The organism is Ochrobactrum sp. PL_is483 (assembly GCF_055816855.1).
Map to the genome: position 1 here is coordinate 82,345 of NZ_JBVPGS010000029.1, position 22,595 is coordinate 104,939.

Here is a 22,595-nt window from a genome sequence, read left to right on the forward strand (position 1 = left end):
ACGTATGAGACATGAAAAAGCCCGGCATTACCGGGCTTTTTTCGTTTGGTGTGGTCTTGATTACTGTTCAAGCCGCGCAAGCAGTGAAGACGTATCCCAGCGGTTGCCGCCGATTTTCTGCACTTCCTTGTAGAACTGGTCCACGAGAGCCGTAACCGGCAGAAGCGCACCATTGCGGTCAGCTTCCTCAAGGCAGATGCCAAGGTCCTTGCGCATCCAATCGACAGCAAAACCGAAATCATATTTGCCTTGGTTCATAGTGCCGGAGCGGTTTTCCATCTGCCAGGAGCCGGCTGCTCCCTTGGAGATCACCGAGATCAGCTTTTCGATATCGAGACCGGCCTTCTTGCCGAAATGGATACCTTCTGCCAGCCCTTGAACGAGACCGGCAATGCATATCTGGTTGACCATCTTTGCAAGCTGGCCCGAGCCGACCGGTCCCATGAGGCCGACCATGCGCGCATAGGCATCGATAACCGGCTTGGCCCGTTCGAAAACTGCCTCTGATGCGCCGACCATGACCGTGAGTACACCGTTTTCGGCTCCTGCCTGTCCGCCGGAGACAGGTGCATCGATGAAATGAAAACCGCGCTTTTGCGCTTCGGCGTCCAGTTCGCGGGCAACCTCGGCGGATGCGGTGGTATTATCGATGAAAATCGTATCCTTCCTCATGGCCGAGAAAGCGCCATCCGGCCCAATGGTCACAGAACGAAGATCGTCGTCATTGCCAACGCAGGCGAAAACAAAGTCCGCATCACGCACTGCTTCGGCAGGCGTTGGGGCAAAGCTTCCACCAAACTCCTTGGCCCACTTTTCGGCCTTGGCCGTCGTGCGGTTATAAACCGTGACGGCGTGACCGCCTTTGTTCTTGAGATGCCCTGCCATGGGGTAACCCATAACGCCTAAGCCTAGAAAGGCGACTTTAGCCGCTGTCGTCATTCGTTTCTTCCTTTGGATAACTGCCAAAATCAGGTGAGCGGCGTCATAACGGACGCCTTATAGGCTGGGCGCTGCTTAAGACGGCCATACCACTCTTCGAGACGGGGAAGAGAGGGGCGTTCAATCGAAAACTCGAACCACGCATAGGCATAGCAGCCAATGGGAATATCGCCGATCCCGAAATTCTCGCCCGAGAACCAGGGCGTTTCCTTGAGGCCCTCGTCGGCAATCCGCATCGAATGCGCCAGCCCCTCAAGACCGCGTTTCAAAATGGCTGGATCGCGTTCCGCTTCTGGCAGCCGTATCATGTGCTTCATGACGTCGCTGAAATTGGTGTAGAAGGACGCGGACGCCCAATCCATCCATTTTTCGGCCTGGGCACGCTTGGCCGGTTCGTCGATCCATAGCGTGCCTTTACCATAAGCGGCTGCGAGATAACGCGTAATGGTGTTGGATTCCCAAAGCACAGTGTCGCCGTCCTCCAGCAAGGGGATCAGGCCATTCGGGTTGCGGGCCAGATAAGCCGGGTCGTTCAACCCGCCGAATGGACCACCAACATTGATCTGCTCATATTCAAGATCAAGTTCATGCGCTATCCAGAGCGCCTTCTTCACATTTGTGGAATTGATACGACCCCAGATTTTCAGCATGACTCAGCCTGTTGCATTACTGTCGAAAAATGCATTCTAAACAGATCGTCCCCGAAAGTCGCAAGACTTCCGGGGACGATATTTTGGCTTATGCCTATTTAGTGATCTCTAGCGAACAAGATGACGTGTCAGTCGCCGTTCGAGGTAATCCCAGATGTGTCGCAGACATTCGACGATCAGCAGATAAATCACCGCCGCCCACAGATAAGTCTGGAAATCGAACGTGCGCGAATAGGCGCGGCGCGTTTCGCCCATGAGATCCAGAACGGTGATGATGGCCACAATGGCCGACCCCTTGATCATCAGGATGATTTCATTGCCGTAAGGACGCAACGCCACGATGAGCGCCTGCGGAAGAATAACCTTCCAGAACGTCACCCGTTTGGAAATACCTAGCGCCGCGGCGCCTTCCCATTGGCCAGGTGCCACGCTCTGGATGGCGCCACGCAGGATTTCAGCCTGATAAGCCGCCGTGTTGAGCGAAAACGCCAGAATGGCACAATTCCACGCATCGCGGAAAAATACCCATAGGCCGATGCTTTCGAGGAACGGGCGGAAGGTGCCGAAGCCATAATAGATAAGGAACGTCTGGGCGAGCAGCGGGGTGCCGCGAAAGAAATAGACGTAACCGAAAGCCACGCCGCGCAGCCATCGATTGTTTGACATGCGTGCAGCCGTGACAGGCAATGAAAGCAGCGCGCCTATGGTGATGGATAGTGCGACCAGTTTCAGCGTTATCAGCAGCCCGGACCAATAGCGTGGGCCATAGGTTTCGAACAGGTCGATACGCCAGGAATTGTAGAGATAAATCGCGAGTCCGGCGAAGAGAAGAAGCCAGAGAGCCACAATGATATGGCCGGCGACGCGCATCCGCGTCCATTGCTTTACCACTGGTGGGGGAGCCATCACCGGAACTGTCGTGTGGGAAACCGTCTGGGTCATGTCACGCACCTCGCGAACGGTTGGCGCCTGCATCAGCCCATCGGGCAATGCGGTCGATAAAGTAGGACGAGATGATTGCGAGAGCCAGATAGAGCAGGCAGGCTATGCCGAAGAACAGAAACGGCTCCTTGGTCACGCGCGCCGCAATGGAGGTTTGCCGCAGGATGTCTGAGAGAGTGATGACCGAAACCAGCGATGTGTCCTTGAGAAGCACCAGCCACAGATTGGCAAGGCCGGGCAGGGCAATGCGGATCAGCTGCGGCAGGATCACCTTGCGCATCGTCTGCCAGTGAGACAGGCCAACAGCATAACCGCCTTCATATTGACCGCGTGGGATCGCCCGGAACGCCGAAAGGAAGACTTCGCTCGAATAGGACGAGAAGACAAAGCCCAGTGCGACCATACCGGCGCCGAAGGCATTGATTTCCACATTGGCATCGACACCGAACAGGCTCAAAAGCCGTTGCAACCCGAGCGACGCCCCGAAATATACGAGAAAGAGGGTCAGAAGCTCGGGCAAGCCACGAAAGATCGTCGTGTAGATGTTTGCTGCGAGCCGTATCGATGGTTCGGCGGATTGTTTGCCGACAGCCACCAGAAACCCAAGTGCGAGCCCAACAGGAAGCGTCGCGAGAGCCAGTGCGATAGTTACCAGAAGCCCGTTGGCAATGCTGATTCCCCAACCATCGGGGCCGAAACTCAACAGAGTGGCGTAATGTTCCATGCGCCTATTCTTTTCCTAAAGGCAATTGCCTGTGTTTTTATCGCCTGCCGGATTTCACCCGGTCAGGCTTGTGCGGCATGCCCGTACAAATGTTTTGCGCCGATCTGCAGGAATGCAAATCGGCGCATAGGTGTCAGTCCTGATTAGTTTTCGGCGCCGTAGGCATCGAAGTCGAAGTACTTGTCGTTGACTTCCTTGTACTTGCCGTTCGCGCGGATCGCCTTGATGGCCGCGTTGAACTTCTCAACCAGTTCCGGACGGCCCTTCTTGAAGGCAACGCCAGCACCCGGGCCGTGGATTTCGACAACGGGCGGGAAAGTGCCGACCATCTTGCAGCAAGCGCCATCGGGCGACTTCAGCCATTCGGCCAATGTCACGCTGTCGTCGTTGGCGGCGTCGAGACGGCCATTGGCCAGATCAAGGCGATATTCTTCAGCCGTGGGATAAGCCTTGATCGTGCTGTCGGTGAAGGTCTTTTCCGAATAGTTGGAATGTGTGGTGGAAACCTGAACGCCAATCGTCTTTCCGGCGAGGTCTTCCTTGGTCACGCCCTTGATGTCTGTGTCTTTGGGAGCGGCAATGCCGGGAGGCGTGTTGTAGTATTTATTGGAGAAGTCGACCTGCTTCTTGCGCTCCTCGGTGATGGACATGGAGGCGATGAATGCATCGAACTTGCCTGCCTGAAGGGCAGGAATTGCGCCATCCCATTCCTGGGTGACAAATTCGCACTGCGCTTTCATTTCATCGCAAAGCGCCTTGGCGATATCGACGTCGAAGCCCGAGAGGGTACCGTCCGGCTTGATGAAATTGAAAGGAGGATAGGCACCTTCCGTGCCGATCTTGAGCTTGAGCGGCTCTTCCGCATTAGCTGTACCGGCAGTCATCGTGCCGATCGTGATTGCCAGGGCTGCAACCGATGCAGCAGTGGCGATACGCTTCAATACGCGCATTTTGGTTCCTCTCGTTTTGTTCTGGCTGGTTCCCTGATTATTTCTTCTGGTTCAGCCGCTTAAGGGGTAGGCACGACCATGTAACCTTAAATTGCACTTTTGGTGGCGGATTCCCCTTATCCCTATCATTAGATGGTTGAGCCGATCATGCGCAATATTTTTTCGCGCTTCCGTTTCGGCCATCCATTCTGCGAGTGATATTCCCACCAATTTTGGACTGTTGGCAAGATGGTCTGAGTAATTAAATTGTGTGTCTCGGGCGTGGATATCTCGGTGATTTCCGCATAATTTCGCCTGAATGTGATAAAAATCACCATCAGGGAGGTCAACTATAGGGTTTTGCTCAAAGGGCCATCTCGCGCGCGATAAAATCGGCTATTTTCTCGATATCGTTGATATCGAATACCGGCGCCGTTTCCTGGGGCTGCGGCTGGTCGCTGGCAATGGCGACAATGCTCGGATCCTCGGCGGAAAGCGGCGGCCCTCCATGACTGCCCGAGCGGCGCAGCTCGATTTTCTTGTGCGTTTCAAGCTTATAGCCTTCGACCAGAACCAGGTCACATGGCGCAAGCTTGGCGGCGATTTCCCAAAGGGAGGGTTCTTTTTCGCCCATGTTCTCATGCATGATCGCGTAGCGCCGCGACGAGACTATCGCTACTTCCGCCGCTCCCGCCTTTCGATGCCGCCAGGAATCAGTTCCTTCATGATCGATGTCGAAATCATGATGGGCGTGCTTGATGGTGGCGATACGGTATCCGCGTGCAGTGAGGCATGTAACCAGCCGTTCGGTCATTGTCGTCTTGCCGGAGTTTTTCCAGCCGGTAATGCCGAAAAGCTTCTGGTTCATTCCATTCCCTCAGCCAGTCTCCGTGCGGCGACAAGATCGTCGGGCCGGTTGATGTTGAAAAACGGATCATATGTTTCCGAACTATCGCCAGCCAAGGCAAGCGGAAATTCAACTGTCTCGAAGCCGATATGCTCAGCGAATGCCAGAACGCTGGCCCTGTTCGTGCTTGCAAGCCAGGCGGAGAGTTCATCTGCCAGGCCGGTTTCCCACAGTCCGAAAATCGGATGAATCCGCTCCAGGGAACTGGCGAGAACAACCCGCGCTCCGGTCTCCTTCCGACGCGAAAGAAGACGGTCCGCGAGATCGGGAGGCAGAAATGGCGTATCGGCTGCTGTTGTCAGCAGCAAGGGAAAGGCTTGCGCCTGAAGCAACGCCGTCAGAATGCCGATTAGCGGGCCGCCATGTTGAGCGGAGATGTCTTTTATGACGGGGATGCCGAGATCGGTCAGGCGGGAATCATTGCTGTTCGCGTTGACGACCAGAGCTTGAACCTGAGGTTCGATCCGTCTGATGACATGGGTAATAACGGAGCCGGTGCCGAGCGGTTGAAGAAACTTGTCGCCCGCAACGCCACCTTCCTGCATGCGGCTGGAAAGCCCGCCGGCAATGATGGCTCCGGCGATCATGAAGGTTCCACGCCAGTCGGGATCGTCGCGAGCGTGCTCTTGTAGCGTTCCCGCTTTTTCAAGACATTCTCACGATAGACCATATAGACGCCGCTCCCGACCACCAGCACCGATCCCAAGATCGTATATATGTCAGGCGCTTCGCCGAAGACAAATGTGCTGAGCCCGATTGCCCAGAGCAGGCTGGAATAACGGAACGGTGAAACGAACGAAACTTCGCCCTCCCGCATGGCCAGAATGATGAAGTGATAGCCGGCCAGCAGCAGGACGGCAGCAATGGCCATAGCTCCGACAGCCGAAATGTTGAGAGGTTGCCATCCGCCCATGGGAATAGTCAGGGCGCCACCGGTCAGCGTTATCGCTCCTGCTGTCAGCGTCGATAGGAAAAGCGTTGGCACATGTGCAGGCACCCGACGTGTGGCGAGGTCGCGCGTGGCCGCAAAACAGACGCTCGCCAGAAGAACAGCTACGGCTGCAAGGCTGGCCGAATCGTTCATTCCAGGCCGGATGATAATCAGGACGCCGACAAATCCGACCAGGACACAGGACCAGCGGCGCCAGCCGACCTTCTCTTTGAGAAACAAGGCTGCTCCCAGCGTCACCACGAGCGGGGTGGCCTGAAAAACCGCTGAACAGAATGCCTGGGAGAGGTGGCCCAAAGAATAAATATAGGTCACCGTCGCCACCACTTCGCCAGCCACGCGCAGAAGTGTCATCTTTTCAAGGGACAGATTGCGCAGCGCCCCATGACGCCAGGCAAGCAGACCGATGAGTGTTGTCGCGAACACGCCCCGGACCAGCATGTACTGTCCGCTGTTCATTTCAGTCAGGAGGTACTTTGTGATCGCATCGCCAATGGTAAAAGTCCCCATGGCGAGAAGCATGAAAATACTTGCTCGAAAATTTGATGACTGCGGCACGATACAGAATCCAGTTTAGAACTCCATACCGTTTTAAAGTCGATCCGGCGACAATTATTTCGGCTTGTCCGCTCTTTACAGCACATCTCGAAAAGGCGCTGTAAAGTATAAATCGATTAACCGCCGGTCATGCTCATGTGACGGGCAACGGCAGGACGGTTGTGGTCGCGGTCGATGATGAAATCATGGCCCTTGGGCTTGCGCGAAATGGCCTCATCTATCGCCCGGCTGAGCAGCAGATCGCTTTCGCTTTCCCGCAGGGCCTTGCGCAGATCGGCATCGTCGTTCTGGCCAAGGCACATATAAAGCATGCCGGTGCAGGTCAGGCGGACGCGATTGCAGCTTTCGCAGAAATTGTGGGTCATCGGCGTGATGAAGCCAAGCCGTCCGCCCGTTTCTTCAATCGTCACGTAGCGGGCAGGGCCACCCGTGCGATACGGGATGTCGGACAGGGTGAACTGCCGAGACAGATCTTCGCGCACTTCAGAGAGCGGCAGATACTGGTCTGTACGGTCGAATTCTATCTCGCCCATCGGCATGGTTTCGATGAGAGTCATGTCCATGCCGCGGCCATGCGCCCAGCGGATCAGTTCAGGAATTTCGTGCTCGTTGAAATCCTTGAGTGCGACGGCATTGATCTTGACGCGGATGCCGGCGCGCTGGGCGGCTTCAATTCCCTCCAGAACCCGAGGCAGGTCGCCCCAACGGGTGATCTGATGAAATTTTTCCGGATCGAGTGTGTCCAGCGAGACATTGATGCGCCGCACGCCGCAATCCGCCAGCTCATCGGCAAAACGCGCGAGCTGCGATCCGTTCGTGGTGAGAGTCAGCTCATCCAGCGCGCCGGATTTCAGATGGCGCGAAAGCTGCCGGATGAGATGCATGATATTCTTGCGTACCAAAGGCTCGCCGCCGGTCAGACGCAGTTTCCGCACGCCCTTGTCGATAAAGGCGGTGCAGAGGCGGTCCAGTTCCTCAAGCGTCAACAAGTCCTTCTTGGGCAGGAACGTCATATGTTCCGCCATGCAATAGGTGCAGCGGAAATCGCAGCGATCCGTCACCGAAACGCGAAGATAGGTAACGGCACGCCCGAAAGGATCAATCATGGGTCCATTCGGGGAAACAAGTGGCTGGACTTGGTTTGTGTACATCATAAGCCGTTGTTTCCGCTTGGTGCGGAGGAATGTCCGCATCGTTCCCTAGAAATAGGACCTGCGGACTGCATTGTCCAGTTTTGCGCGCACGAAGCTCTTTCAATAATGATCGCGGCTATTGCGATATTTTAACGCGGGGCCTATCAAAGCTGGCGAATATCCAAGCTGGAGAATGGTTATGAGCGAGGTCTGGCCGACTGAATTGCGCGTTTCGCACGACCGCAGGCTGCTGACGGTGGCGTTTGACGACGGCCAGAAGTTCGAGCTGACCGCCGAATTGCTGCGTGTGCTGTCGCCTTCGGCTGAAGTGCAGGGTCATTCACCGGAACAGCGCGTGACGGTCGGCGGCAAGCGCAATGTCGAAATCATGAAGGTCGAACCGGTCGGCAATTATGCTGTCCGAATAACCTTCGACGACATGCACGACACCGGCCTGTTTTCATGGACCTATCTCCACAAGCTCGGCACCGAGAAGGACGCATTGTGGCAAACCTATCTCGATGAACTTGCCCAGAAGGGGCTCAAGCGGGACCGCTGACCTATTCCTTCTCCAGCATTTCGCAGATGCGGCGCATCACATCGCCCATCGCGTTGCACTGGGCATTTGTCGATTGCGCCATGACGCGGTCAATCAGTTCCGTATAGACTGTCAGCGCGTGTCCAAGAAGCTTCTCCCCCTTGGCGGTCAGGGTCAGGCGCATCACGCGCTTGTCCGCCGGATCGCCCTCGCGCACCAGCAGGCCGCGCTTTTCCAGCTTCGGCAACAGCATGGTGATGTTGGAGCGCCCGACAAGAATGCGGCGCGCAAGATCGTGCTGGGATTCGCCGGGATGGCGATAAATATTCATCAGCACATCGAGGTCGGCGATCTTCAGATCGAAGGTCGATAGCCCCTGGGCGAGGGCGCGTTCCACCGCCTTGCCTGCGCGCGCAACGGCGATCCAGTTCTTGAAGCGCGGATTATCCCACGGCAGTCTTTGCGTTTCGTCTTGCATTTTGTTCATTCTTGTACAATTATTTGTTCAGGATTGAACATAATTGAGGCCCTGTCATGACATCGTTCTCTTTGCAGGTTACGCGATTCGGCCTGGGTGTGCTCGGGCGCATTGATGCCGATAAAGCGGGCCGCGCCGCATTCAGGATTTTTTGTCGAACGCCAAGCCGCAAGCCGAAGACCAAGGCCTATGCGGCGCGTCTTCAAAAAGCGAACATGGAACTCGGTCAGGCAAAGCGGCTCGATCTGATCATCGACCGCGGACTTATCGCAACCTATCTGTTCGAACCCGACGTTTATGTGGGAAGAACTTCGCTTGTCGTCCACGGATGGGGATCGCGCGCGGCCGATATGATGACGATCATCCGCGAGCTTGTCGCGCGGGGCGAGCGGGTTGTTGCGATCGATCTTCCGGGTCATGGCGCATCGGCGGGGCACACGCTCAACATGATCCAGGCAATCGCAGCCGTCGATGTGGCCTGGCGTCAATATGGCCCCTTCGATGCGATGATCGGCCATTCATTCGGTGGCGCGGTCATCATCAATGCGGCTGCGGGTTCTGTCGGTTGCTACCGCTCACACCGCCCGGCGAAGCTGGTGACGATTGCTTCCCCGCACTCGATGACGGGGGTTTTTGACGGTTTCGGCAAAGTGCTGGGGCTTGGCCGCGACGCGCGTCACGCCATGAAGGAACAGGTCCGTCACATCGCCGCGCGCCCGATTACTGACTTCGATACCGATGTGCTCCTGCGCCGCATGACGATACCGACGCTTGTCATCCATGCACATGACGACAAGGAAGTTCCTGCTATCTGCGCGGAAGCGGCTGGCAAGGCGGGCTCTCATGTGACGGTGCATTGGGCGGATGGCCTTGGGCATCGCCGCATCATCGCGAGCGCTGAGGTGGCGTCATTGGTGGCGGAATACCTTGATGACAGTCCGAGATTGAGGCTGGTTGCCTGATTATGCTTCGGAGAAAACCAGTTTCTCCCATGCTGCCATAGCGCCCATCGCTGTTGCGGCGAGGTCTTGGCGCGTTCCGCCATCGCGCGCGAGAATAGACATGCCGTTCTGGACCGTCGCGTAAAAGGTAGCGACTGCCTCGCAATTGACGGAGGCCGGAATATCTCCGTCGCGAACGCCGCGTTCCAGCCGCTTCTTCAGGGTCTCAATATTGGACTGGCGGCGGCTGCGCAGCACGGTGCAAACCTTGTCGCTTGAGTGCGTTCGATGCAGCGCGTCCAGCGTGATCATGCAGCCCCGGGGCACGGTTTCCTGGCAGTAGGCATCTATCGTTGCGAACAGGAAACGCTCGAAAGCCGTGCGGACATTCAGCGTTTCATCAAGGCTAGACCAGATTTCAACGCCAATTTCTCCCGCATAAAGCGCAAGGGCTTCCAGATATAGCTCCTCCTTGCTTTTGAATGCAGCATAGAGGCTGGGAGCGTTGATGCCCATGGCCGTCGTCAGATCGGCCAGCGATGCGCCGTCGAAACCTTTCTCCCAAAATATGAACATCGCAGCCCGAAGCGCTGTTTCACGGTCAAAGCTGCGGGGACGTCCTTTTTCTGCCACGTCTGAACCTTTCTGTATCGATCATTAAATAAATCGCTTGACGGTTCCGCGCAAGCCTGTCAGCAATTATGTATCAATCGATACAGAAAGGGAATGGCATGCCAGCAGAATCTCTGAACGGAAAGGTTGCCTTCGTCACCGGTGGAAGCCGCGGCATAGGCGCTGCGATTGCGCGCAGGCTCGCAAAAGATGGCGCGGCAGTTGTCATCACTTATGTGAATGGCAAGGAAAAAGCCGATGCCGTGGTTTCGGAAATCGTGGCCAATGGCGGCAAGGCGCTGGCATTGAGGGCTGATAACCGCGACGCCAGCCAGATTGCTGCGGCCATCGAAGCAACGGTCAAGGAATTCGGTCGTCTGGATATATTGGTCAATAGCGCCGGTATCTGGCATGCGGCCCCGTTGGAAGACGTCACGCTTGCCGATTTCGATGATGTGATGGCGGTGAATTTCCGCGCCGTCTTTGCCGCCGTTTCCGCAGCCGCTCCGCACCTTGGCGCTGGCGGGCGGGTCATCACCATCGGCTCCAATCTGGCGGAAAGCGTGCCGTGGCCGGGCATCAGCCTTTATGCGGCCAGCAAGGCGGCTTTGATCGGTCTGACGAAAGGTCTGGCGCGTGATCTTGGTCCGAAGGGCGTTACGGTCAATGTCGTTCACCCCGGTTCCACCGATACCGACATGAACCCGGCCGGTGGGGATCAGGCCGAACAGCAGCGCGAGCGCATCGCTACGGGCAGCTTCGGTTCTCCTGACGATATTGCAAGTCTGGTGGCCTGGCTTGCAAGCCCCGAAGGACGCTTCGTGTCGGGCGCCTCGCTTACCGTCGATGGCGGCGCAAACGCCTGAAACGAAAAGGGCGGCTCGCGCCGCCCTTTCATTTGCTTAGAGCACAGATCTGATTCAATCAAATCTGTGCTCTAAGCGTTTGTTTCGTCGCAATATCCAACGCAAAACCGCTTCGCACTTTTGCTGGAAATGCTTTAACCCAGATTGAGCTCCTTGAAGAAATCATTGCCCTTGTCATCGATGACGATGAAGGCGGGGAAATCTTCCACTTCGATGCGCCAGATCGCTTCCATGCCGAGTTCTGGATATTCGACGACTTCGACTTTCTTGATGCAATCCTGCGCCAGACGGGCAGCCGGACCGCCGATGGAGCCCAGATAGAAGCCGCCGTGCTGGCCGCAGGCCTCACGCACCTGGCGCGAACGGTTGCCCTTGGCGAGCATCACCATCGAACCGCCGAAGGACTGGAACTGGTCCACATAGGAATCCATGCGGCCAGCCGTGGTTGGCCCGAACGAGCCGGAAGCATAACCGGCTGGCGTTTTGGCAGGACCTGCATAATAGATCGGATGGTTCTTGAAATAATCCGGCATGGCTTCGCCGTTTTCAAGCCGCTCGCGAATCTTGGCATGCGCCAGATCGCGCGCCACGATGATGGGGCCGGTGAGCGACAGGCGGGTCTTGACCGGGTGCTTCGACAATTCCTTGAGAATGTCCTGCATCGGCTGGTTGAGGTCGATCTTGACCACATGCGACGACAGTTTTTCCTCGTCGATGTCCGGCATGTACTTGGCCGGATTGGTTTCCAGCTTTTCCAGAAAGATGCCGTCCTTGGTGATCTTGCCCTTGGCCTGACGGTCCGCAGAGCAGGAAACGCCGATGCCGATCGGCAGCGAAGCACCGTGGCGCGGCAGGCGAATGACGCGCACGTCATGGCAGAAATATTTGCCGCCGAACTGCGCGCCGACGCCGAGCGACTGCGTCAGCTTATGGATTTCAGCTTCCATTTCGAGGTCGCGGAAGGCGTGGCCGGTTTCCGAACCCTTGGTCGGCAGGCTGTCCAGATAGCGCGTCGAGGCAAGCTTGACCGTCTTCAGGTTCATCTCGGCCGAGGTGCCGCCAATGACGATTGCCAGATGGTAAGGCGGGCAGGCGGCAGTGCCGAGGCTCAGGATCTTGTCCTTGAGGAAGTCGATCATGCGGTCGTGCGTCAGCAGTGACGGTGTTCCCTGATAGAGAAACGTCTTGTTCGCCGAACCGCCGCCTTTGGCTACGAACAGGAATTTATAGGCATCTTCGCCTTCTTCATAAATGTCGATCTGCGCGGGCAGATTGTTCTTGGTGTTCTTTTCCTCGAACATCGACAGAGGGGCGAGCTGCGAATAACGCAGGTTCTTCTTGTTGTAGGCATCGAGAACGCCTGCGCCCAGCGCATCGGCATCGCCGCCTTCGGTCCAGACGCGACGGCCCTTCTTGCCCATGATGATCGCCGTGCCGGTATCCTGACACATGGGCAGCACGCCGCCAGCGGCGATATTGGCGTTTTTCAGAAGATCGTAGGCAACGAAACGGTCGTTGTCGGTCGCTTCAGGGTCTTCGAGAATTTTGGCAAGCTGCTGAAGATGGCCGGGGCGCAGCAGATGGTTGATGTCGGCAAAAGCCGCTTCCGAAAGCAGGCGAAGCCCTTCCGGATCGACCGTCAGGATTTCCTGTCCCTTGAACGTATCGACGGAGACATGATCGGAAGTCAGCTTGCGGTAAGGGGTGTCGTCTTCACCAAGAGGGAAAAGATCGGCGGCGCTTGCTTCTGCCATCGCGGTACCTCGCTTGCTTGCCAGCTGCGCCAGCCGGAGATGGTCGTAAATCCGGCTCGCGCGATATATTGATCGAAGCCCCGAAGAGAGCCCGGAGCCAAAGTCTGAGGGGCTTTTAGCGCGATGCGAAGTGGATGCCACTGCGTCACTTTGTTCATCAAGGCATTCCGGGTCCGTCTCCCAAGAAGGCGCCTCAAACAATTGTGATAGGTGCAGAACGCGAAATTGCTTCAGGAAGCATTAGCGTTAAAAGTTTCTATACGAGATTGGTAAATTCTACGCGCGAGATTCGGACGGATTCGCTTGTTTAGCGAACGCATCAATTTGGGCGGTTTGAAATGCAGTTTCCCAGACACTCGCAGACAGATGAGAAGAGCAGCGCTGGGCGCGGACTAACGATCCGTCGCGCAGCGGCGCTGGCCCTGGCAGCTTCGGTGTTTCTCCCCACAGCGCAGGCCCAGGCCGCGAATTCGTTGTTGGAGCTTTTTCAGCAGCGCCGCCAGCAACCCGCGCCGCAGGTGGTTGCGCCGCAGCCTCAACCTCCGAAAGCGGCTGCCCCAAAAGCGGTCGCGGCTCCCCGCGCATCCACCCCGAAGACCGCGACACGCAGCGTTCCGCCAGCGCAGCGCGTGACGGTGAAGGGACCGCAGATTTACGATTATAAGCCCGATACTCTGGTCAATGTCGATTTCAGCGCGCTCGATATGCGCGTCACTGCCGCAACTGAACCTGCCCCTGTCGACCCGCTGACATCGGGCATGTCGCCGATCCGTCATCAGGCCCGTGAGGAGACACCGGGCCAGCGTGCATTCGACGCGGCGGTGGACTATCTGAAGTCCGTCGACGTCAAGGCCGAAAAAGAGATAGCGCAGGCTATCGTCGATTATTATTCCAGCAAGCGCAGCTTCATGTGGTCGGCTGATGACAAGGTGCTGGACCGCGCCAAGAACGTCGCGGCCTTCTTCGCCCGAGCCGATGAGGACGGGCTCAACCCGGATGAATATGCGGTCACGATTCCGGCTGACACCTTCGACGCTGCCGCGGGAGCCGAACGCCAGCAGAAACTTGCAGAATTTGAAATTCGCATGTCGGCGCGCGCGCTGCGTTACGCTATCGACGCAGGTGAGGGGCGCGTCATCGCCGACCGGCTGAGCGGTTTCCACGACCTGCCGCGCAACCGCGTCGATCCGAAGGCGGTTCTTGAACGGCTGGCGTCAGAGAGCGATCCGGCGACCTACCTGCATGGCTTCCAGCCGGACAATGCGCAATATGCAGCCTTGAAGCGCGAACTGGCAAATGCCGCTCCGCCATCTGCCGAACCGATCCGCATCTCGCTCAATGGCGTTATCAAGCCGGGCGATAGGAATGATCAGCTCAGCAAGGTCGTTGCCCTGATATCGAGACACGCGCCCGCAAGCTATCTGGCAGACCACCAGCAAGTGCTGGACCGGCATGCGAGCGGCGACGTCTACGATCCTGAACTGGTTGCAGCCATCAAGGACTACCAGAAGCTTTCTGGCAGCACGCCGGATGGCGTTATTGGCCGCAATACACTTTCCGCCCTTCAGGGTGAGCAGTCCTCCATCAAGCGCGACCGCATCCTTTATTCCATGGAACGCCTGCGCTGGCTGCCGCATGATTTCGGCACCCGTTACGTGATGGTCAATCAGCCGGCTTACCGCGCGGAATATTTCGAGGGCGGTAAAGAAAAGCTGGCCATGAATGTGGTCATCGGCTCTCCGAGCCACCAGACCTATTTCTTCTATAACAAGGTCCAGACGGTGGTTTTCAACCCGTCATGGGGCGTGCCGCGCTCTATCATCCTGAACGAGATGCTGCCGAAGGTCATGCGCGATACGAGCTATCTCGACCGCAACGGCTATGAGGTCTACGCGGACGGCAAGAAGGTTTCGGCCAGCGCCGTCAATTGGAGTGCCGTTGCCGCAGGCAAGGCCCATGTCGGTATTCGTCAGAAGCCGAGCCTCGACAATGCGCTGGGCGAACTCAAGATTCTGTTTCCCAACGCGCATGATATCTACATGCATGACACTCCGGCCAAATCCTATTTCAGCCGCGACATGCGCGCACTCAGCCATGGCTGTATCCGTCTGGAACGCCCGCGTGACATGGCGGCGGCGGTCATGGGAACATCGGTGGCCGACCTTGAAAAATACTTCGGCAAGAACGAGCGCGGCATCAAGGTGAAGGAGCCGGTTCCGGTCTATATTTCCTACTTCACGGCATGGCCGGATGCGAGCGGGCAGATTCGCTACTATGGCGATGTTTATGACCGTGATTCCGGCTTGCAGAAGGCATTCGACAAGACTGCGGATTCGCGTCTGGCCGCGCTCTGAAATCCGTTGCCATATGAAAACAGAACGGCAATCATCGCTGGATGGTTGCCGTTTTTCTTTGCCGATAAGACAGACGGCAGAAGATAAAATCTCTTTGGGAAGTGGCGCGCAAGATGCTTGACTTATGCAGCTGCAGGCCAGTATATCCGCACCACCTTGATTGAGCATCGCTCATCGGGCGTGTAGCTCAGCGGGAGAGCACTCCCTTCACACGGGAGGGGTCACAGGTTCAATCCCTGTCACGCCCACCATCCGTCCGCTTCCCGGTTGATGTGTCTCAGGAACGTTCATATCTCCAAAGCATAATGCATGCGGCGATCACCACCGCGGATGTCAGCACGCCTATGACAATAGAGAATAGAACCATTGCTTTACCCCTGTTGCGTTCGTTTTCTTTTATGGAGCGGGAGAATGGCCGACGAAAGCAACTTCGTCAGGTCTACAATGACGAATCAACATTCCAGGTATTTGAATTGACGAGTCGCGGTTTCGCGTCCGGCGCAGGATTCAAGGCTTTGGGAGGAAATTTGGGTTCGCCGAAAGCAAAGCCCGGACTGTTCGGTCCGGGCTTCTGTATTCTTATGCTCGGTTCTTAATCGAGAACGTAACAGGACTTGACCTTGCCGCGCGCCGGGTCGCCGAAGGTGCGGTTGTCACACCGGACGCCGTTGCGGAACACGCCTTCCGTGAAGCGCCCATTGGCGCCATAGCGCACGCGCTTGCGGCCGTAGAAATCGCAGAACCCGCCTTCCTTCGCGCAACGGCTCCAGTCGCGGTCACGGTCATCGTAGCGATCATACGGATCATACCGATTTGGACGATCGGGGCGGTCAGGACGGCCCGGACGATCTGGCCTGTCCCAGCGATCCTGAACGACGAAGGAGCAGCTCTTCTTTTTACCCGGTGCGGGATCACCAAAGACACGGTTGGAGCAGCTGACCTGCGGGCGGTCGATGAAGCGCGATGTATTCTGTCCACCGGTGCCATAGACCACTTCAGCCGGGTAGGGCAGCTGGCAAACACCGTTTTCGCTTGCGCAGCGCTGCAACTGGGCTGCTGAAGCCGGCGTGACGAGCGGTGAGAGGATGGCCACCAGGCCGCCAAGGCATAGGGAGGCAACAGTCGTCTTGAGTGCAGGTATCATCATGAGTCCCTCTGATATCGATGGAATATGCTTTAATTCCGGTAGCTTGAACAGAGGATGAATAGGGCGCGCCCAATGGGAATTTTGCCAGTTGGTTAAGAATTCCAGGAGGCGGGGTCGACAAACATTTTCTGCTCTGGTTTGCTACGGCAAGAATGAGGTTCTGAAATGCACCGACTGCCTTTTCGTTTCAAATCGATCATCGTTGTTCTGGCGGGTATGATCGCCGTCGGTTTTTTTGTCGGCCACAAAACGAAAGAGGCGCGCCAGACATCGCTTGTTCAACGTTCTGCGCCCTCTGAAGCCGGAATATAGTCCAGCCCTTCGTCCGACCTCCTTCCTTTCCCGCTAGTTTCATGAAATGAAACACCCACGTTCACTGTTCGGGAGGCTGCACACATGCACGGCGAATACAAAGTCCATGGCGGAAAACTTGTCGTTGTCGATCTGGAAGTTCGTGACGGGCGTTTGAGCGACGTGCAGGTGGCGGGCGATTTTTTCCTGGAGCCGGATGAGGCTCTGGGGGATATCTGCAATGCTGTTGAAGGTCTCTCCGCCGATGCCCCGTCGGAACAGATTGCCGACGCGGTGAGGGCTGGCCTTCGCCCCGATGCCATGATGCTCGGTTTCAGCCCGGAAGCGGTGGCGATTGCCGTCAGGCGAGCACTGGGCGTTGCACGCACATGGCGGGATTTTGAGTGGCAGATCGTTGAAATGCCAGCGGTTTCGCCCGCGATGCATCTGGCGCTCGACGAGGTTCTGGCAAAGGAAGTCGCCGCCGGACGCCGCGCGCCGACGCTGCGCTTCTGGGAATGGGAACGCCCGGCCATCATCATCGGCGCGTTCCAGTCGCTGCGCAATGAAGTGGATATGGAAGCGACACGCGAATTTGGCGTGGAGACCGTTCGGCGCGTAACCGGCGGCGGTGCGATGTTCGTTGAACCCGGCAGCACCATAACCTATTCGCTCTATGCGCCCGGCGAACTCGTGCGCGATATGAGCTTTGCCGATTCCTATGCATTTCTGGACGATTGGGTGCTGAAAGCGCTCAATTCGCTGGGCATCGATGCATTTTACAAGCCGCTCAACGATATTTCGAGCTCCAGGGGCAAGATCGGCGGCGCGGCGCAGAAGCGCTTTTCCAAGGGAACGGTCCTCCATCATGTGACCATGGCCTACGACATGGACGCCGAGAAAATGGTGAAGGTTCTGCGCATCGGTCGCGAGAAGCTGAGCGACAAGGGCACGACGAGCGCGGTGAAGCGCGTCGATCCTGTTCGCAGCCAGACAGGGCTGCCGCGCGAGGAAGTCATCAAGCGCATGAAGGACACATTTGTATCGCTCAATGGCGGCGTCAGCAGCACGATTACGCCTGAGGAATATGCGGCTGCGGAAAAGCTGGTGGTCGAAAAATTCTCGACCGAGCAATGGCTGCACAACATTCCATGATCTGAAGCAGAGAATTTCCAACCGCAAAGCGGGGTGACTTGGCTGTGCCGTCGTGGCATAGGAGGCCGCAACGCGACCGCCTTCCATCCAACGCCATCTCGCAAAGTCTGCCCGTTTCATGATCCGCATCGACAATATCAGCAAATCCAACAGCCATCGCATTCTCTTTATCGAGGCTTCCGCCGCCCTGAACCGGGGCGAAAAGATCGGACTTGTGGGGCCCAATGGTGCGGGCAAGACGACCCTGTTTCGTATGATTACCGGTGATGAGCAGCCGGACGAGGGACAGGTTTCCGTCGAAAAAGGCGTGACGATTGGCTATTTCGACCAGAATGTCGGTGAAATGGGCGGACGTTCTGCCGTCGCGGAAGTGATGGAGGGGGCGGGCCCTGTCAGCGTGGTTGCGGCGGAGCTCCGCGAGCTGGAGGCCGCAATGGTCGATCCAGACCGCATGGACGAGATGGATGCCATCATCGAGCGTTATGGTGAAGTGCAGGCGCGATACGAGGAACTGGACGGCTACGGTCTGGATGGCCGCGCGCGCGAGGTTCTGGCGGGCTTGAGCTTCACGCAGGAAATGATGGACGGCGATGTCGGCAAGCTTTCCGGCGGCTGGAAAATGCGCGTTGCGCTGGCGCGCATCTTGCTAATGCGCCCGGATGTGATGCTGCTCGACGAGCCGAGCAACCATCTCGATCTCGAAAGCCTGATTTGGCTGGAAGCGTTTCTCAAGAATTATGACGGCGCGTTGCTGATGACCTCGCACGACCGCGAATTCATGAACCGCATCGTCACAAAGATCATCGAAATCGACGGCGGCTCGCTGACGACCTATTCTGGCGATTACGCTTTTTACGAGGGCCAGCGTGCGCTGAATGAAAAGCAGCAGCAGGCCCAGTTTGAGCGCCAGCAGGCAATGCTTGCCAAGGAAATCAAGTTCATCGAGCGTTTCAAGGCGCGTGCTTCGCATGCTTCGCAGGTCCAAAGCCGCGTGAAGAAGCTGGAGAAGATCGACCGCGTGGAGCCGCCCCGCCGCCGCCAGACGGTCGCCTTCGACTTCGCGCCCGCGCCGCGTTCGGGTGAGGATGTCGTGAGCCTGAAAGGCGTGCACAAGACCTATGGCAGCCGCACGATCTATGACGGTTTCGACTTCATGGTCCGCCGCCGCGAACGCTGGTGCATCATGGGTGTCAACGGTGCGGGAAAGTCGACGCTGCTGAAACTGGTTGCAGGTGCAGCAGAGCCGGACAAGGGCAATGTCAATATCGGCGCCAGCGTCAAGCTCGGCTATTTCGCGCAGCATGCAATGGACGTGCTCGACGGCGACGCCACCATACTGGAATGGTTGGAAGAACGTTTTCCAAAAGCAGGCCAGGCGCCGCTTCGTGCACTCGCCGGCTGCTTTGGTTTTTCCGGTGATGATATCGAAAAGAAATGCCGCGTGCTTTCGGGTGGGGAAAAGGCCCGTCTGGTGATGGCGGCGATGCTGTTCGACCCACCGAACTTCCTGGTTCTGGACGAACCGACCAACCATCTCGACCTCGATACCAAGGAAATGCTTATCAAGGCTCTTGCTGCCTATGAAGGCACGATGCTGTTCGTATCGCACGACCGGCATTTTCTCGGCGCATTATCGAACCGGGTTCTGGAACTGACGCCTGATGGCATCCACCAATACGGCGGCGGCTATACGGAATATGTCGAGCGGACGGGGCAGGAAGCTCCGGGATTGCGTTCGTAACAGCGGACGCTGTCGCAACTTTGCTCTGATTTCTCGAAATAAGTCATTGATGCACATGCGCGGTTCGGTTAGAAACGCGCATGAAAAGGCTTCGAGCCTGCCAGCAATGCACCCGTAGCTCAGCTGGATAGAGTGCTGCCCTCCGAAGGCAGAGGTCACAGGTTCGAATCCTGTCGGGTGCGCCATAAATTCCAATAAAATCAAGTAATTACGAAGGTCGCGAAACTGGCGATTGGAATCTGGCTATTTGTTGGCACAATTTTGGCACAGTGCTGAAACCCTGGCACACTAGCGATTACGGTGATTTCAGGTGGCCACGATTCGACAAAAGGGTCTAGGACAGTGGCATGTTCAAATTCGGCGCGAAGGTTGGCCGAACCAGACAGGCACGTTTTGAACGAAGGTAGAAGCCGAAACGTGCCCGCGTGACGTTGAATCCAGCATGGATAAAGGCGTCTTCGTTGATCGTTCTCGCGAGACGCTTGCCAATCTAATAAGAGTCTAAGCGACCCACGGTGAATGATGAGCGCGACGTGCGGCTTGAACATGATGATATTGACAAACTGATTGATGAGTGCCGCAACGCTCGAAATCCATGGCTAGCGCCAGTTGTAGAGTTCGCGTTTGAATCCGGCGCTCGTCGCGGTTCGATCCTGCGTCTGGATTGGAAAGATGTTGATCTTGAAAAGCGCACGGTACTGTTACGACGGGAGAGGTAGCTCCTGCTCTTGGTCAACCCGGCGGTGGCGCACAGATACTGCCCAATCTTTCCAAAAACGTAAATGTAGATTGGTTAGTTAGAAATGGATACTTGCGAGAGGTGCATTAAATGAAAAATTCAATTGAATGTATCCAGAAAAAAGTAAGCGATATGGGGAATATAATTCATGCACCTAAATCTATTTCTGCAGTATTTAATATATCTCCGCAAGATGGTAGGCCGCATATAGAAATTAACAGGGATGAATTTATACTTGTATTTGAGGAAAATGGATACGTTTTCGCAAACAAGAAAACACACGATATTGATATTCTAATGTATTGGATATTTGAAGGGATAACATCGCAAATGGCCCAAGAGTATGAACTGCAACATCGCGATTTGCAGCGGGACCCGCGTAGAGCTATCTTTTCTAAACAGCTGGAGCTTATGAAGCAGCTCTCACCCGATTGGCACCGTTGGTTGGAGGTTGAAATCGAAAGTATTCTCAAAGAAAGTCCTTATTCAGATTCGTAACTCGTAACTCGTAACTCGTAGCTTGTAACGCAAGTGCGAGTGAGCCATTGCTAGGGTATCCTGATCTCCGTCGAATCTTAGAAATTCGACCGAACCACAACCTATCGATAATACTCACTCCTTTTTAGAGCGGTCCCTCAAGGTAGAAGAATATGAAGGCTTTGACATTCAGGCCAATATTGACCTGACCGGTAAGGAACAGCAGCCGGATCAGACATCTCAGCCAAAAAATTCCGCTGAAGGCACTTACCAGCTTGACAACACGCGTCAGGAAGTGCGCGCCACCACAGTAAAGGATGCGGTCGAGCTTCGCAGTTGTTCGGCCGATGGGCAGCGGACCAGCCGGATCGTGAGGGTCGAGCCCGGCGATTAAAATGGCGCAATGGCAAACAGGCCACAAGCGAACACAGGCCTTCTCATTGCGGCCTTGAGTGAAAAGATGGTGTGCAAGCTCCATCGAACCATCTATTGATAGCGATGGGGGAGAAATAATAACGAGTCGGCTATTCGCACGACCTTCGTAAAGCTTCCCCTTCGCGAGAGGCTGAACCGGGTGATGAATTTCGGAACAGCCAAGATGAAATGGGAGGAATGTGAATGCGCGTTTTAAAGCGTATCGCTGTGGCAGCTTCGATTGTGGGGATCGCTGCAACGGCAAGTGGTTTGGCAATGGGCATTGCAAATGCCGAAGAGCCGCTGAAACTGATTATCGGAACAGAAGGCGCATATCCGCCGTTCAATTTCACCAATCCGGATGGTTCCCTGTCGGGTTTCGATGTCGATATCGCAAGGGCGCTTTGCGAGGAGATGAAGGCCGAGTGCACATTCATTACGCAGGAATGGGATGGCACTATTCCCGCACTTCAGGCCGGAAAATTCGACGCCTATGTTTCCTCCATGTCGATCACGGAAGAACGCAAGAAGCAGGTCGATTTTTCCAATAAATATTACAACACGCCTCCCGGCGTCGCGGTCCCCAAGGATAGCGACATCAAGGGCGTGACCAAGGAAGATCTCGCCGGCAAGACCATCGGTGTCCAGGTGTCCACGACACACGCCAATTATGCCGAGCACGCCTTCACCGAAAGCACGATCAAGGCCTATCCGACCGCCGAAGAATATCGGCTCGATATGGCCAATGGCCGCCTTGATGCCGTCAATGACGACAGCGTGACGCTGAGCGAGTGGCTGAAGACCCCGGACGGAGCATGCTGCAAGATGATCGGCACCTATCCGCCGGATGACAATATTCATGGTGTCGGCGTTGGCGTTGCCATGAAGAAGGGACGTCCTGAACTGGTTGAAAAGTTCAACAACGCCATCAAGGCGATCCGCGCGAACGGCAAATACAAGGAAGTCAACGACAAGTATTTCGACTTCGATGCCTATGGCGCTGAAAACTGAACGGGCAAAGGCCAGGCGTTCACTATACTGCAATCTATCATGCCGCCCAATTTGGGCGGCATTCTTTCGATAGGGCTAGGGTATTTTCGAGCCAAAAGTGCGAAGCGCCTACGCGGGGAAATCAATCCACTGGACTGATTTCTGATCCCGCTTCGATGCGTTGGATAATGCGATAAAAACAAAAGGTTAGAGCCGTTCCGTTTTAACCGGAAACGCTCCAGACAAGCATACACCATCGAAAGATGGAGCCGATTTTCGGGCAATAAAAATAAAAAACAATAGCTTATGCGGGTTTGCTCCATCTCGTGATGATTACGGACAAAATAGATTGTCTGTATAATTATGA

Annotated in this window: 24 protein-coding genes, 2 tRNA genes and 1 pseudogene; 13 read left to right on the plus strand and 14 right to left on the minus strand. The window is 56.1% G+C overall.

Annotated features, from left to right (window positions below):
- Positions 1-60: 60 nt before the first annotated feature.
- The 9 genes from AC0TNJ_RS05870 to moaA all read right to left on the minus strand — a co-directional run bounded on the left by AC0TNJ_RS05870 (position 61) and on the right by moaA (position 7,749).
- Positions 61-939, minus strand: a complete 879-nt coding sequence (locus tag AC0TNJ_RS05870; protein WP_473770545.1) for an NAD(P)-dependent oxidoreductase — start codon at positions 937-939, stop codon at positions 61-63.
- A gap of 29 nt (positions 940-968) precedes the next feature.
- Entirely contained in the window at positions 969-1,589 is a 621-nt protein-coding gene (locus tag AC0TNJ_RS05875; RefSeq protein ID WP_473770546.1) for a glutathione S-transferase family protein, read from the minus strand.
- A gap of 108 nt (positions 1,590-1,697) precedes the next feature.
- Entirely contained in the window at positions 1,698-2,531 is an 834-nt protein-coding gene (locus tag AC0TNJ_RS05880) for an ABC transporter permease (RefSeq protein WP_122000258.1), read from the minus strand.
- 1 nt (position 2,532) lies between these two features.
- Positions 2,533-3,255, minus strand: coding sequence for an ABC transporter permease (locus AC0TNJ_RS05885; RefSeq protein WP_122000214.1), 723 nt, complete (start codon positions 3,253-3,255; stop codon positions 2,533-2,535).
- 143 nt (positions 3,256-3,398) lie between these two features.
- On the minus strand, positions 3,399-4,205 hold the full coding sequence (locus tag AC0TNJ_RS05890) for an ABC transporter substrate-binding protein (RefSeq protein WP_473767534.1): 807 nt from the start codon (positions 4,203-4,205) through the stop codon (positions 3,399-3,401).
- A gap of 343 nt (positions 4,206-4,548) precedes the next feature.
- Entirely contained in the window at positions 4,549-5,052 is a 504-nt protein-coding gene (mobB, locus tag AC0TNJ_RS05895) for a molybdopterin-guanine dinucleotide biosynthesis protein B (RefSeq protein ID WP_473770547.1), read from the minus strand.
- A complete protein-coding gene (gene mobA, locus AC0TNJ_RS05900; RefSeq protein WP_473770548.1) occupies positions 5,049-5,678 on the minus strand; it encodes a molybdenum cofactor guanylyltransferase MobA in 630 nt (209 codons plus the stop codon). The genes mobB and mobA overlap by 4 nt, the downstream gene beginning before the upstream one ends.
- On the minus strand, positions 5,675-6,562 hold the full coding sequence (locus tag AC0TNJ_RS05905; protein ID WP_473770549.1) for a DMT family transporter: 888 nt from the start codon (positions 6,560-6,562) through the stop codon (positions 5,675-5,677). Before AC0TNJ_RS05905 ends, mobA begins: the two co-directional genes overlap by 4 nt.
- A gap of 152 nt (positions 6,563-6,714) precedes the next feature.
- Complete coding sequence (moaA, locus tag AC0TNJ_RS05910; RefSeq protein WP_473767668.1) at positions 6,715-7,749, minus strand: GTP 3',8-cyclase MoaA; 1,035 nt, start codon at positions 7,747-7,749, stop codon at positions 6,715-6,717.
- Between the two features lie 181 nt (positions 7,750-7,930).
- Here moaA and AC0TNJ_RS05915 point away from each other — a divergent pair, with 181 nt between their 5' ends.
- Positions 7,931-8,290, plus strand: a complete 360-nt coding sequence (locus tag AC0TNJ_RS05915) for a gamma-butyrobetaine hydroxylase family protein (RefSeq protein ID WP_473770550.1) — start codon at positions 7,931-7,933, stop codon at positions 8,288-8,290.
- Between the two features lies 1 nt (position 8,291).
- On the opposite strand, the gene AC0TNJ_RS05920 is transcribed toward AC0TNJ_RS05915, so the two are convergent.
- A complete protein-coding gene (locus AC0TNJ_RS05920; RefSeq protein WP_122000221.1) occupies positions 8,292-8,756 on the minus strand; it encodes a MarR family transcriptional regulator in 465 nt (154 codons plus the stop codon).
- A 47-nt stretch (positions 8,757-8,803) separates the two neighbouring features.
- On the opposite strand from AC0TNJ_RS05920, the gene AC0TNJ_RS05925 reads away from it, so the two are divergent.
- Positions 8,804-9,709: an alpha/beta fold hydrolase gene (locus AC0TNJ_RS05925; protein ID WP_473770551.1), complete on the plus strand. Its 906-nt coding sequence runs from the start codon at positions 8,804-8,806 to the stop codon at positions 9,707-9,709.
- Here AC0TNJ_RS05925 and AC0TNJ_RS05930 read toward each other — a convergent pair whose 3' ends face one another.
- Positions 9,710-10,321, minus strand: coding sequence for a TetR/AcrR family transcriptional regulator (locus AC0TNJ_RS05930; RefSeq protein WP_473770552.1), 612 nt, complete (start codon positions 10,319-10,321; stop codon positions 9,710-9,712).
- A gap of 98 nt (positions 10,322-10,419) precedes the next feature.
- Here AC0TNJ_RS05930 and AC0TNJ_RS05935 point away from each other — a divergent pair, with 98 nt between their 5' ends.
- Entirely contained in the window at positions 10,420-11,166 is a 747-nt protein-coding gene (locus AC0TNJ_RS05935) for a 3-oxoacyl-ACP reductase family protein (RefSeq protein ID WP_473770553.1), read from the plus strand.
- A 134-nt stretch (positions 11,167-11,300) separates the two neighbouring features.
- Here AC0TNJ_RS05935 and AC0TNJ_RS05940 read toward each other — a convergent pair whose 3' ends face one another.
- Complete coding sequence (locus tag AC0TNJ_RS05940; protein WP_121983836.1) at positions 11,301-12,920, minus strand: fumarate hydratase; 1,620 nt, start codon at positions 12,918-12,920, stop codon at positions 11,301-11,303.
- A 338-nt stretch (positions 12,921-13,258) separates the two neighbouring features.
- Between AC0TNJ_RS05940 and AC0TNJ_RS05945 the strand changes: the two genes are divergently transcribed.
- The 3 genes from AC0TNJ_RS05945 (at position 13,259) to AC0TNJ_RS05955 (ending at position 15,870) form a co-directional block, all read left to right on the plus strand.
- Positions 13,259-15,274, plus strand: coding sequence for a L,D-transpeptidase family protein (locus AC0TNJ_RS05945; protein WP_473770554.1), 2,016 nt, complete (start codon positions 13,259-13,261; stop codon positions 15,272-15,274).
- Between the two features lie 176 nt (positions 15,275-15,450).
- Positions 15,451-15,525 (plus strand) — tRNA-Val (locus tag AC0TNJ_RS05950).
- A gap of 54 nt (positions 15,526-15,579) precedes the next feature.
- The gene (locus AC0TNJ_RS05955) at positions 15,580-15,870 is read left to right on the plus strand and encodes a hypothetical protein (protein WP_473770555.1); all 291 of its coding nucleotides are present in this window, start codon (positions 15,580-15,582) and stop codon (positions 15,868-15,870) included.
- On the opposite strand, the gene AC0TNJ_RS05960 is transcribed toward AC0TNJ_RS05955, so the two are convergent.
- On the minus strand, positions 15,867-16,418 hold the full coding sequence (locus AC0TNJ_RS05960; RefSeq protein WP_473770609.1) for a hypothetical protein: 552 nt from the start codon (positions 16,416-16,418) through the stop codon (positions 15,867-15,869). The genes AC0TNJ_RS05955 and AC0TNJ_RS05960 overlap by 4 nt on opposite strands.
- Before the next feature lie 399 nt (positions 16,419-16,817).
- Between AC0TNJ_RS05960 and AC0TNJ_RS05965 the strand changes: the two genes are divergently transcribed.
- The 6 genes and pseudogenes from AC0TNJ_RS05965 (at position 16,818) to AC0TNJ_RS05990 (ending at position 20,845) form a co-directional block, all read left to right on the plus strand.
- Entirely contained in the window at positions 16,818-17,867 is a 1,050-nt protein-coding gene (locus tag AC0TNJ_RS05965) for a lipoate--protein ligase family protein (protein WP_473770556.1), read from the plus strand.
- Positions 17,868-17,985: 118 nt separating this feature from the next.
- A complete protein-coding gene (locus AC0TNJ_RS05970; RefSeq protein WP_122003319.1) occupies positions 17,986-19,608 on the plus strand; it encodes an ABC-F family ATP-binding cassette domain-containing protein in 1,623 nt (540 codons plus the stop codon).
- 108 nt (positions 19,609-19,716) lie between these two features.
- Positions 19,717-19,793, plus strand: a tRNA-Arg gene (locus AC0TNJ_RS05975).
- Between the two features lie 348 nt (positions 19,794-20,141).
- On the plus strand, positions 20,142-20,327 hold the full coding sequence (locus tag AC0TNJ_RS05980) for a tyrosine-type recombinase/integrase (RefSeq protein WP_473770610.1): 186 nt from the start codon (positions 20,142-20,144) through the stop codon (positions 20,325-20,327).
- Positions 20,318-20,437, plus strand: a pseudogene (locus tag AC0TNJ_RS05985) (glycohydrolase toxin TNT-related protein); the annotation flags it as partial. The gene AC0TNJ_RS05980 and the pseudogene AC0TNJ_RS05985, both read left to right, overlap by 10 nt.
- Positions 20,438-20,845 carry an Imm63 family immunity protein gene (locus AC0TNJ_RS05990; protein ID WP_473770557.1) on the plus strand — a complete coding sequence of 136 codons (408 nt, stop codon included), beginning with the start codon at positions 20,438-20,440 and terminating at the stop codon, positions 20,843-20,845. It begins immediately after the preceding pseudogene.
- Positions 20,846-20,969: 124 nt separating this feature from the next.
- Here AC0TNJ_RS05990 and AC0TNJ_RS05995 read toward each other — a convergent pair whose 3' ends face one another.
- The gene (locus AC0TNJ_RS05995) at positions 20,970-21,302 is read right to left on the minus strand and encodes a hypothetical protein (protein ID WP_473770558.1); all 333 of its coding nucleotides are present in this window, start codon (positions 21,300-21,302) and stop codon (positions 20,970-20,972) included.
- Between the two features lie 140 nt (positions 21,303-21,442).
- Between AC0TNJ_RS05995 and AC0TNJ_RS06000 the strand changes: the two genes are divergently transcribed.
- The gene (locus tag AC0TNJ_RS06000) at positions 21,443-22,249 is read left to right on the plus strand and encodes an ABC transporter substrate-binding protein (protein ID WP_122003332.1); all 807 of its coding nucleotides are present in this window, start codon (positions 21,443-21,445) and stop codon (positions 22,247-22,249) included.
- Positions 22,250-22,595: the final 346 nt, after the last annotated feature.

Excerpts from the sequence above, each read along its gene's own strand:
- AC0TNJ_RS05940 (WP_121983836.1), bottom strand. The coding sequence starts at position 12,920 with ATGGCAGAAGCAAGCGCCGCCGATCTTTTCCCTCTTGGTGAAGACGAC.
- AC0TNJ_RS05965 (WP_473770556.1), top strand. The coding sequence starts at position 16,818 with ATGCACGGCGAATACAAAGTCCATGGCGGAAAACTTGTCGTTGTCGAT.
- AC0TNJ_RS05945 (WP_473770554.1), top strand. The coding sequence starts at position 13,259 with ATGCAGTTTCCCAGACACTCGCAGACAGATGAGAAGAGCAGCGCTGGG.
- AC0TNJ_RS05875 (WP_473770546.1), bottom strand. The coding sequence starts at position 1,589 with ATGCTGAAAATCTGGGGTCGTATCAATTCCACAAATGTGAAGAAGGCG.
- AC0TNJ_RS05920 (WP_122000221.1), bottom strand. The coding sequence starts at position 8,756 with ATGAACAAAATGCAAGACGAAACGCAAAGACTGCCGTGGGATAATCCG.
- AC0TNJ_RS05905 (WP_473770549.1), bottom strand. The coding sequence starts at position 6,562 with ATGCTTCTCGCCATGGGGACTTTTACCATTGGCGATGCGATCACAAAG.
- AC0TNJ_RS05960 (WP_473770609.1), bottom strand. The coding sequence starts at position 16,418 with ATGATACCTGCACTCAAGACGACTGTTGCCTCCCTATGCCTTGGCGGC.
- AC0TNJ_RS05915 (WP_473770550.1), top strand. The coding sequence starts at position 7,931 with ATGAGCGAGGTCTGGCCGACTGAATTGCGCGTTTCGCACGACCGCAGG.
- AC0TNJ_RS05935 (WP_473770553.1), top strand. The coding sequence starts at position 10,420 with ATGCCAGCAGAATCTCTGAACGGAAAGGTTGCCTTCGTCACCGGTGGA.
- AC0TNJ_RS05995 (WP_473770558.1), bottom strand. The coding sequence starts at position 21,302 with ATGGAGCTTGCACACCATCTTTTCACTCAAGGCCGCAATGAGAAGGCC.
- AC0TNJ_RS05870 (WP_473770545.1), bottom strand. The coding sequence starts at position 939 with ATGACGACAGCGGCTAAAGTCGCCTTTCTAGGCTTAGGCGTTATGGGT.
- AC0TNJ_RS05925 (WP_473770551.1), top strand. The coding sequence starts at position 8,804 with ATGACATCGTTCTCTTTGCAGGTTACGCGATTCGGCCTGGGTGTGCTC.
- moaA (WP_473767668.1), bottom strand. The coding sequence starts at position 7,749 with ATGTACACAAACCAAGTCCAGCCACTTGTTTCCCCGAATGGACCCATG.
- AC0TNJ_RS05880 (WP_122000258.1), bottom strand. The coding sequence starts at position 2,531 with ATGACCCAGACGGTTTCCCACACGACAGTTCCGGTGATGGCTCCCCCA.
- AC0TNJ_RS05955 (WP_473770555.1), top strand. The coding sequence starts at position 15,580 with ATGCATGCGGCGATCACCACCGCGGATGTCAGCACGCCTATGACAATA.
- AC0TNJ_RS05890 (WP_473767534.1), bottom strand. The coding sequence starts at position 4,205 with ATGCGCGTATTGAAGCGTATCGCCACTGCTGCATCGGTTGCAGCCCTG.
- mobB (WP_473770547.1), bottom strand. The coding sequence starts at position 5,052 with ATGAACCAGAAGCTTTTCGGCATTACCGGCTGGAAAAACTCCGGCAAG.
- AC0TNJ_RS05990 (WP_473770557.1), top strand. The coding sequence starts at position 20,438 with ATGAAAAATTCAATTGAATGTATCCAGAAAAAAGTAAGCGATATGGGG.
- AC0TNJ_RS05885 (WP_122000214.1), bottom strand. The coding sequence starts at position 3,255 with ATGGAACATTACGCCACTCTGTTGAGTTTCGGCCCCGATGGTTGGGGA.
- AC0TNJ_RS05970 (WP_122003319.1), top strand. The coding sequence starts at position 17,986 with ATGATCCGCATCGACAATATCAGCAAATCCAACAGCCATCGCATTCTC.
- mobA (WP_473770548.1), bottom strand. The coding sequence starts at position 5,678 with ATGATCGCCGGAGCCATCATTGCCGGCGGGCTTTCCAGCCGCATGCAG.
- AC0TNJ_RS06000 (WP_122003332.1), top strand. The coding sequence starts at position 21,443 with ATGCGCGTTTTAAAGCGTATCGCTGTGGCAGCTTCGATTGTGGGGATC.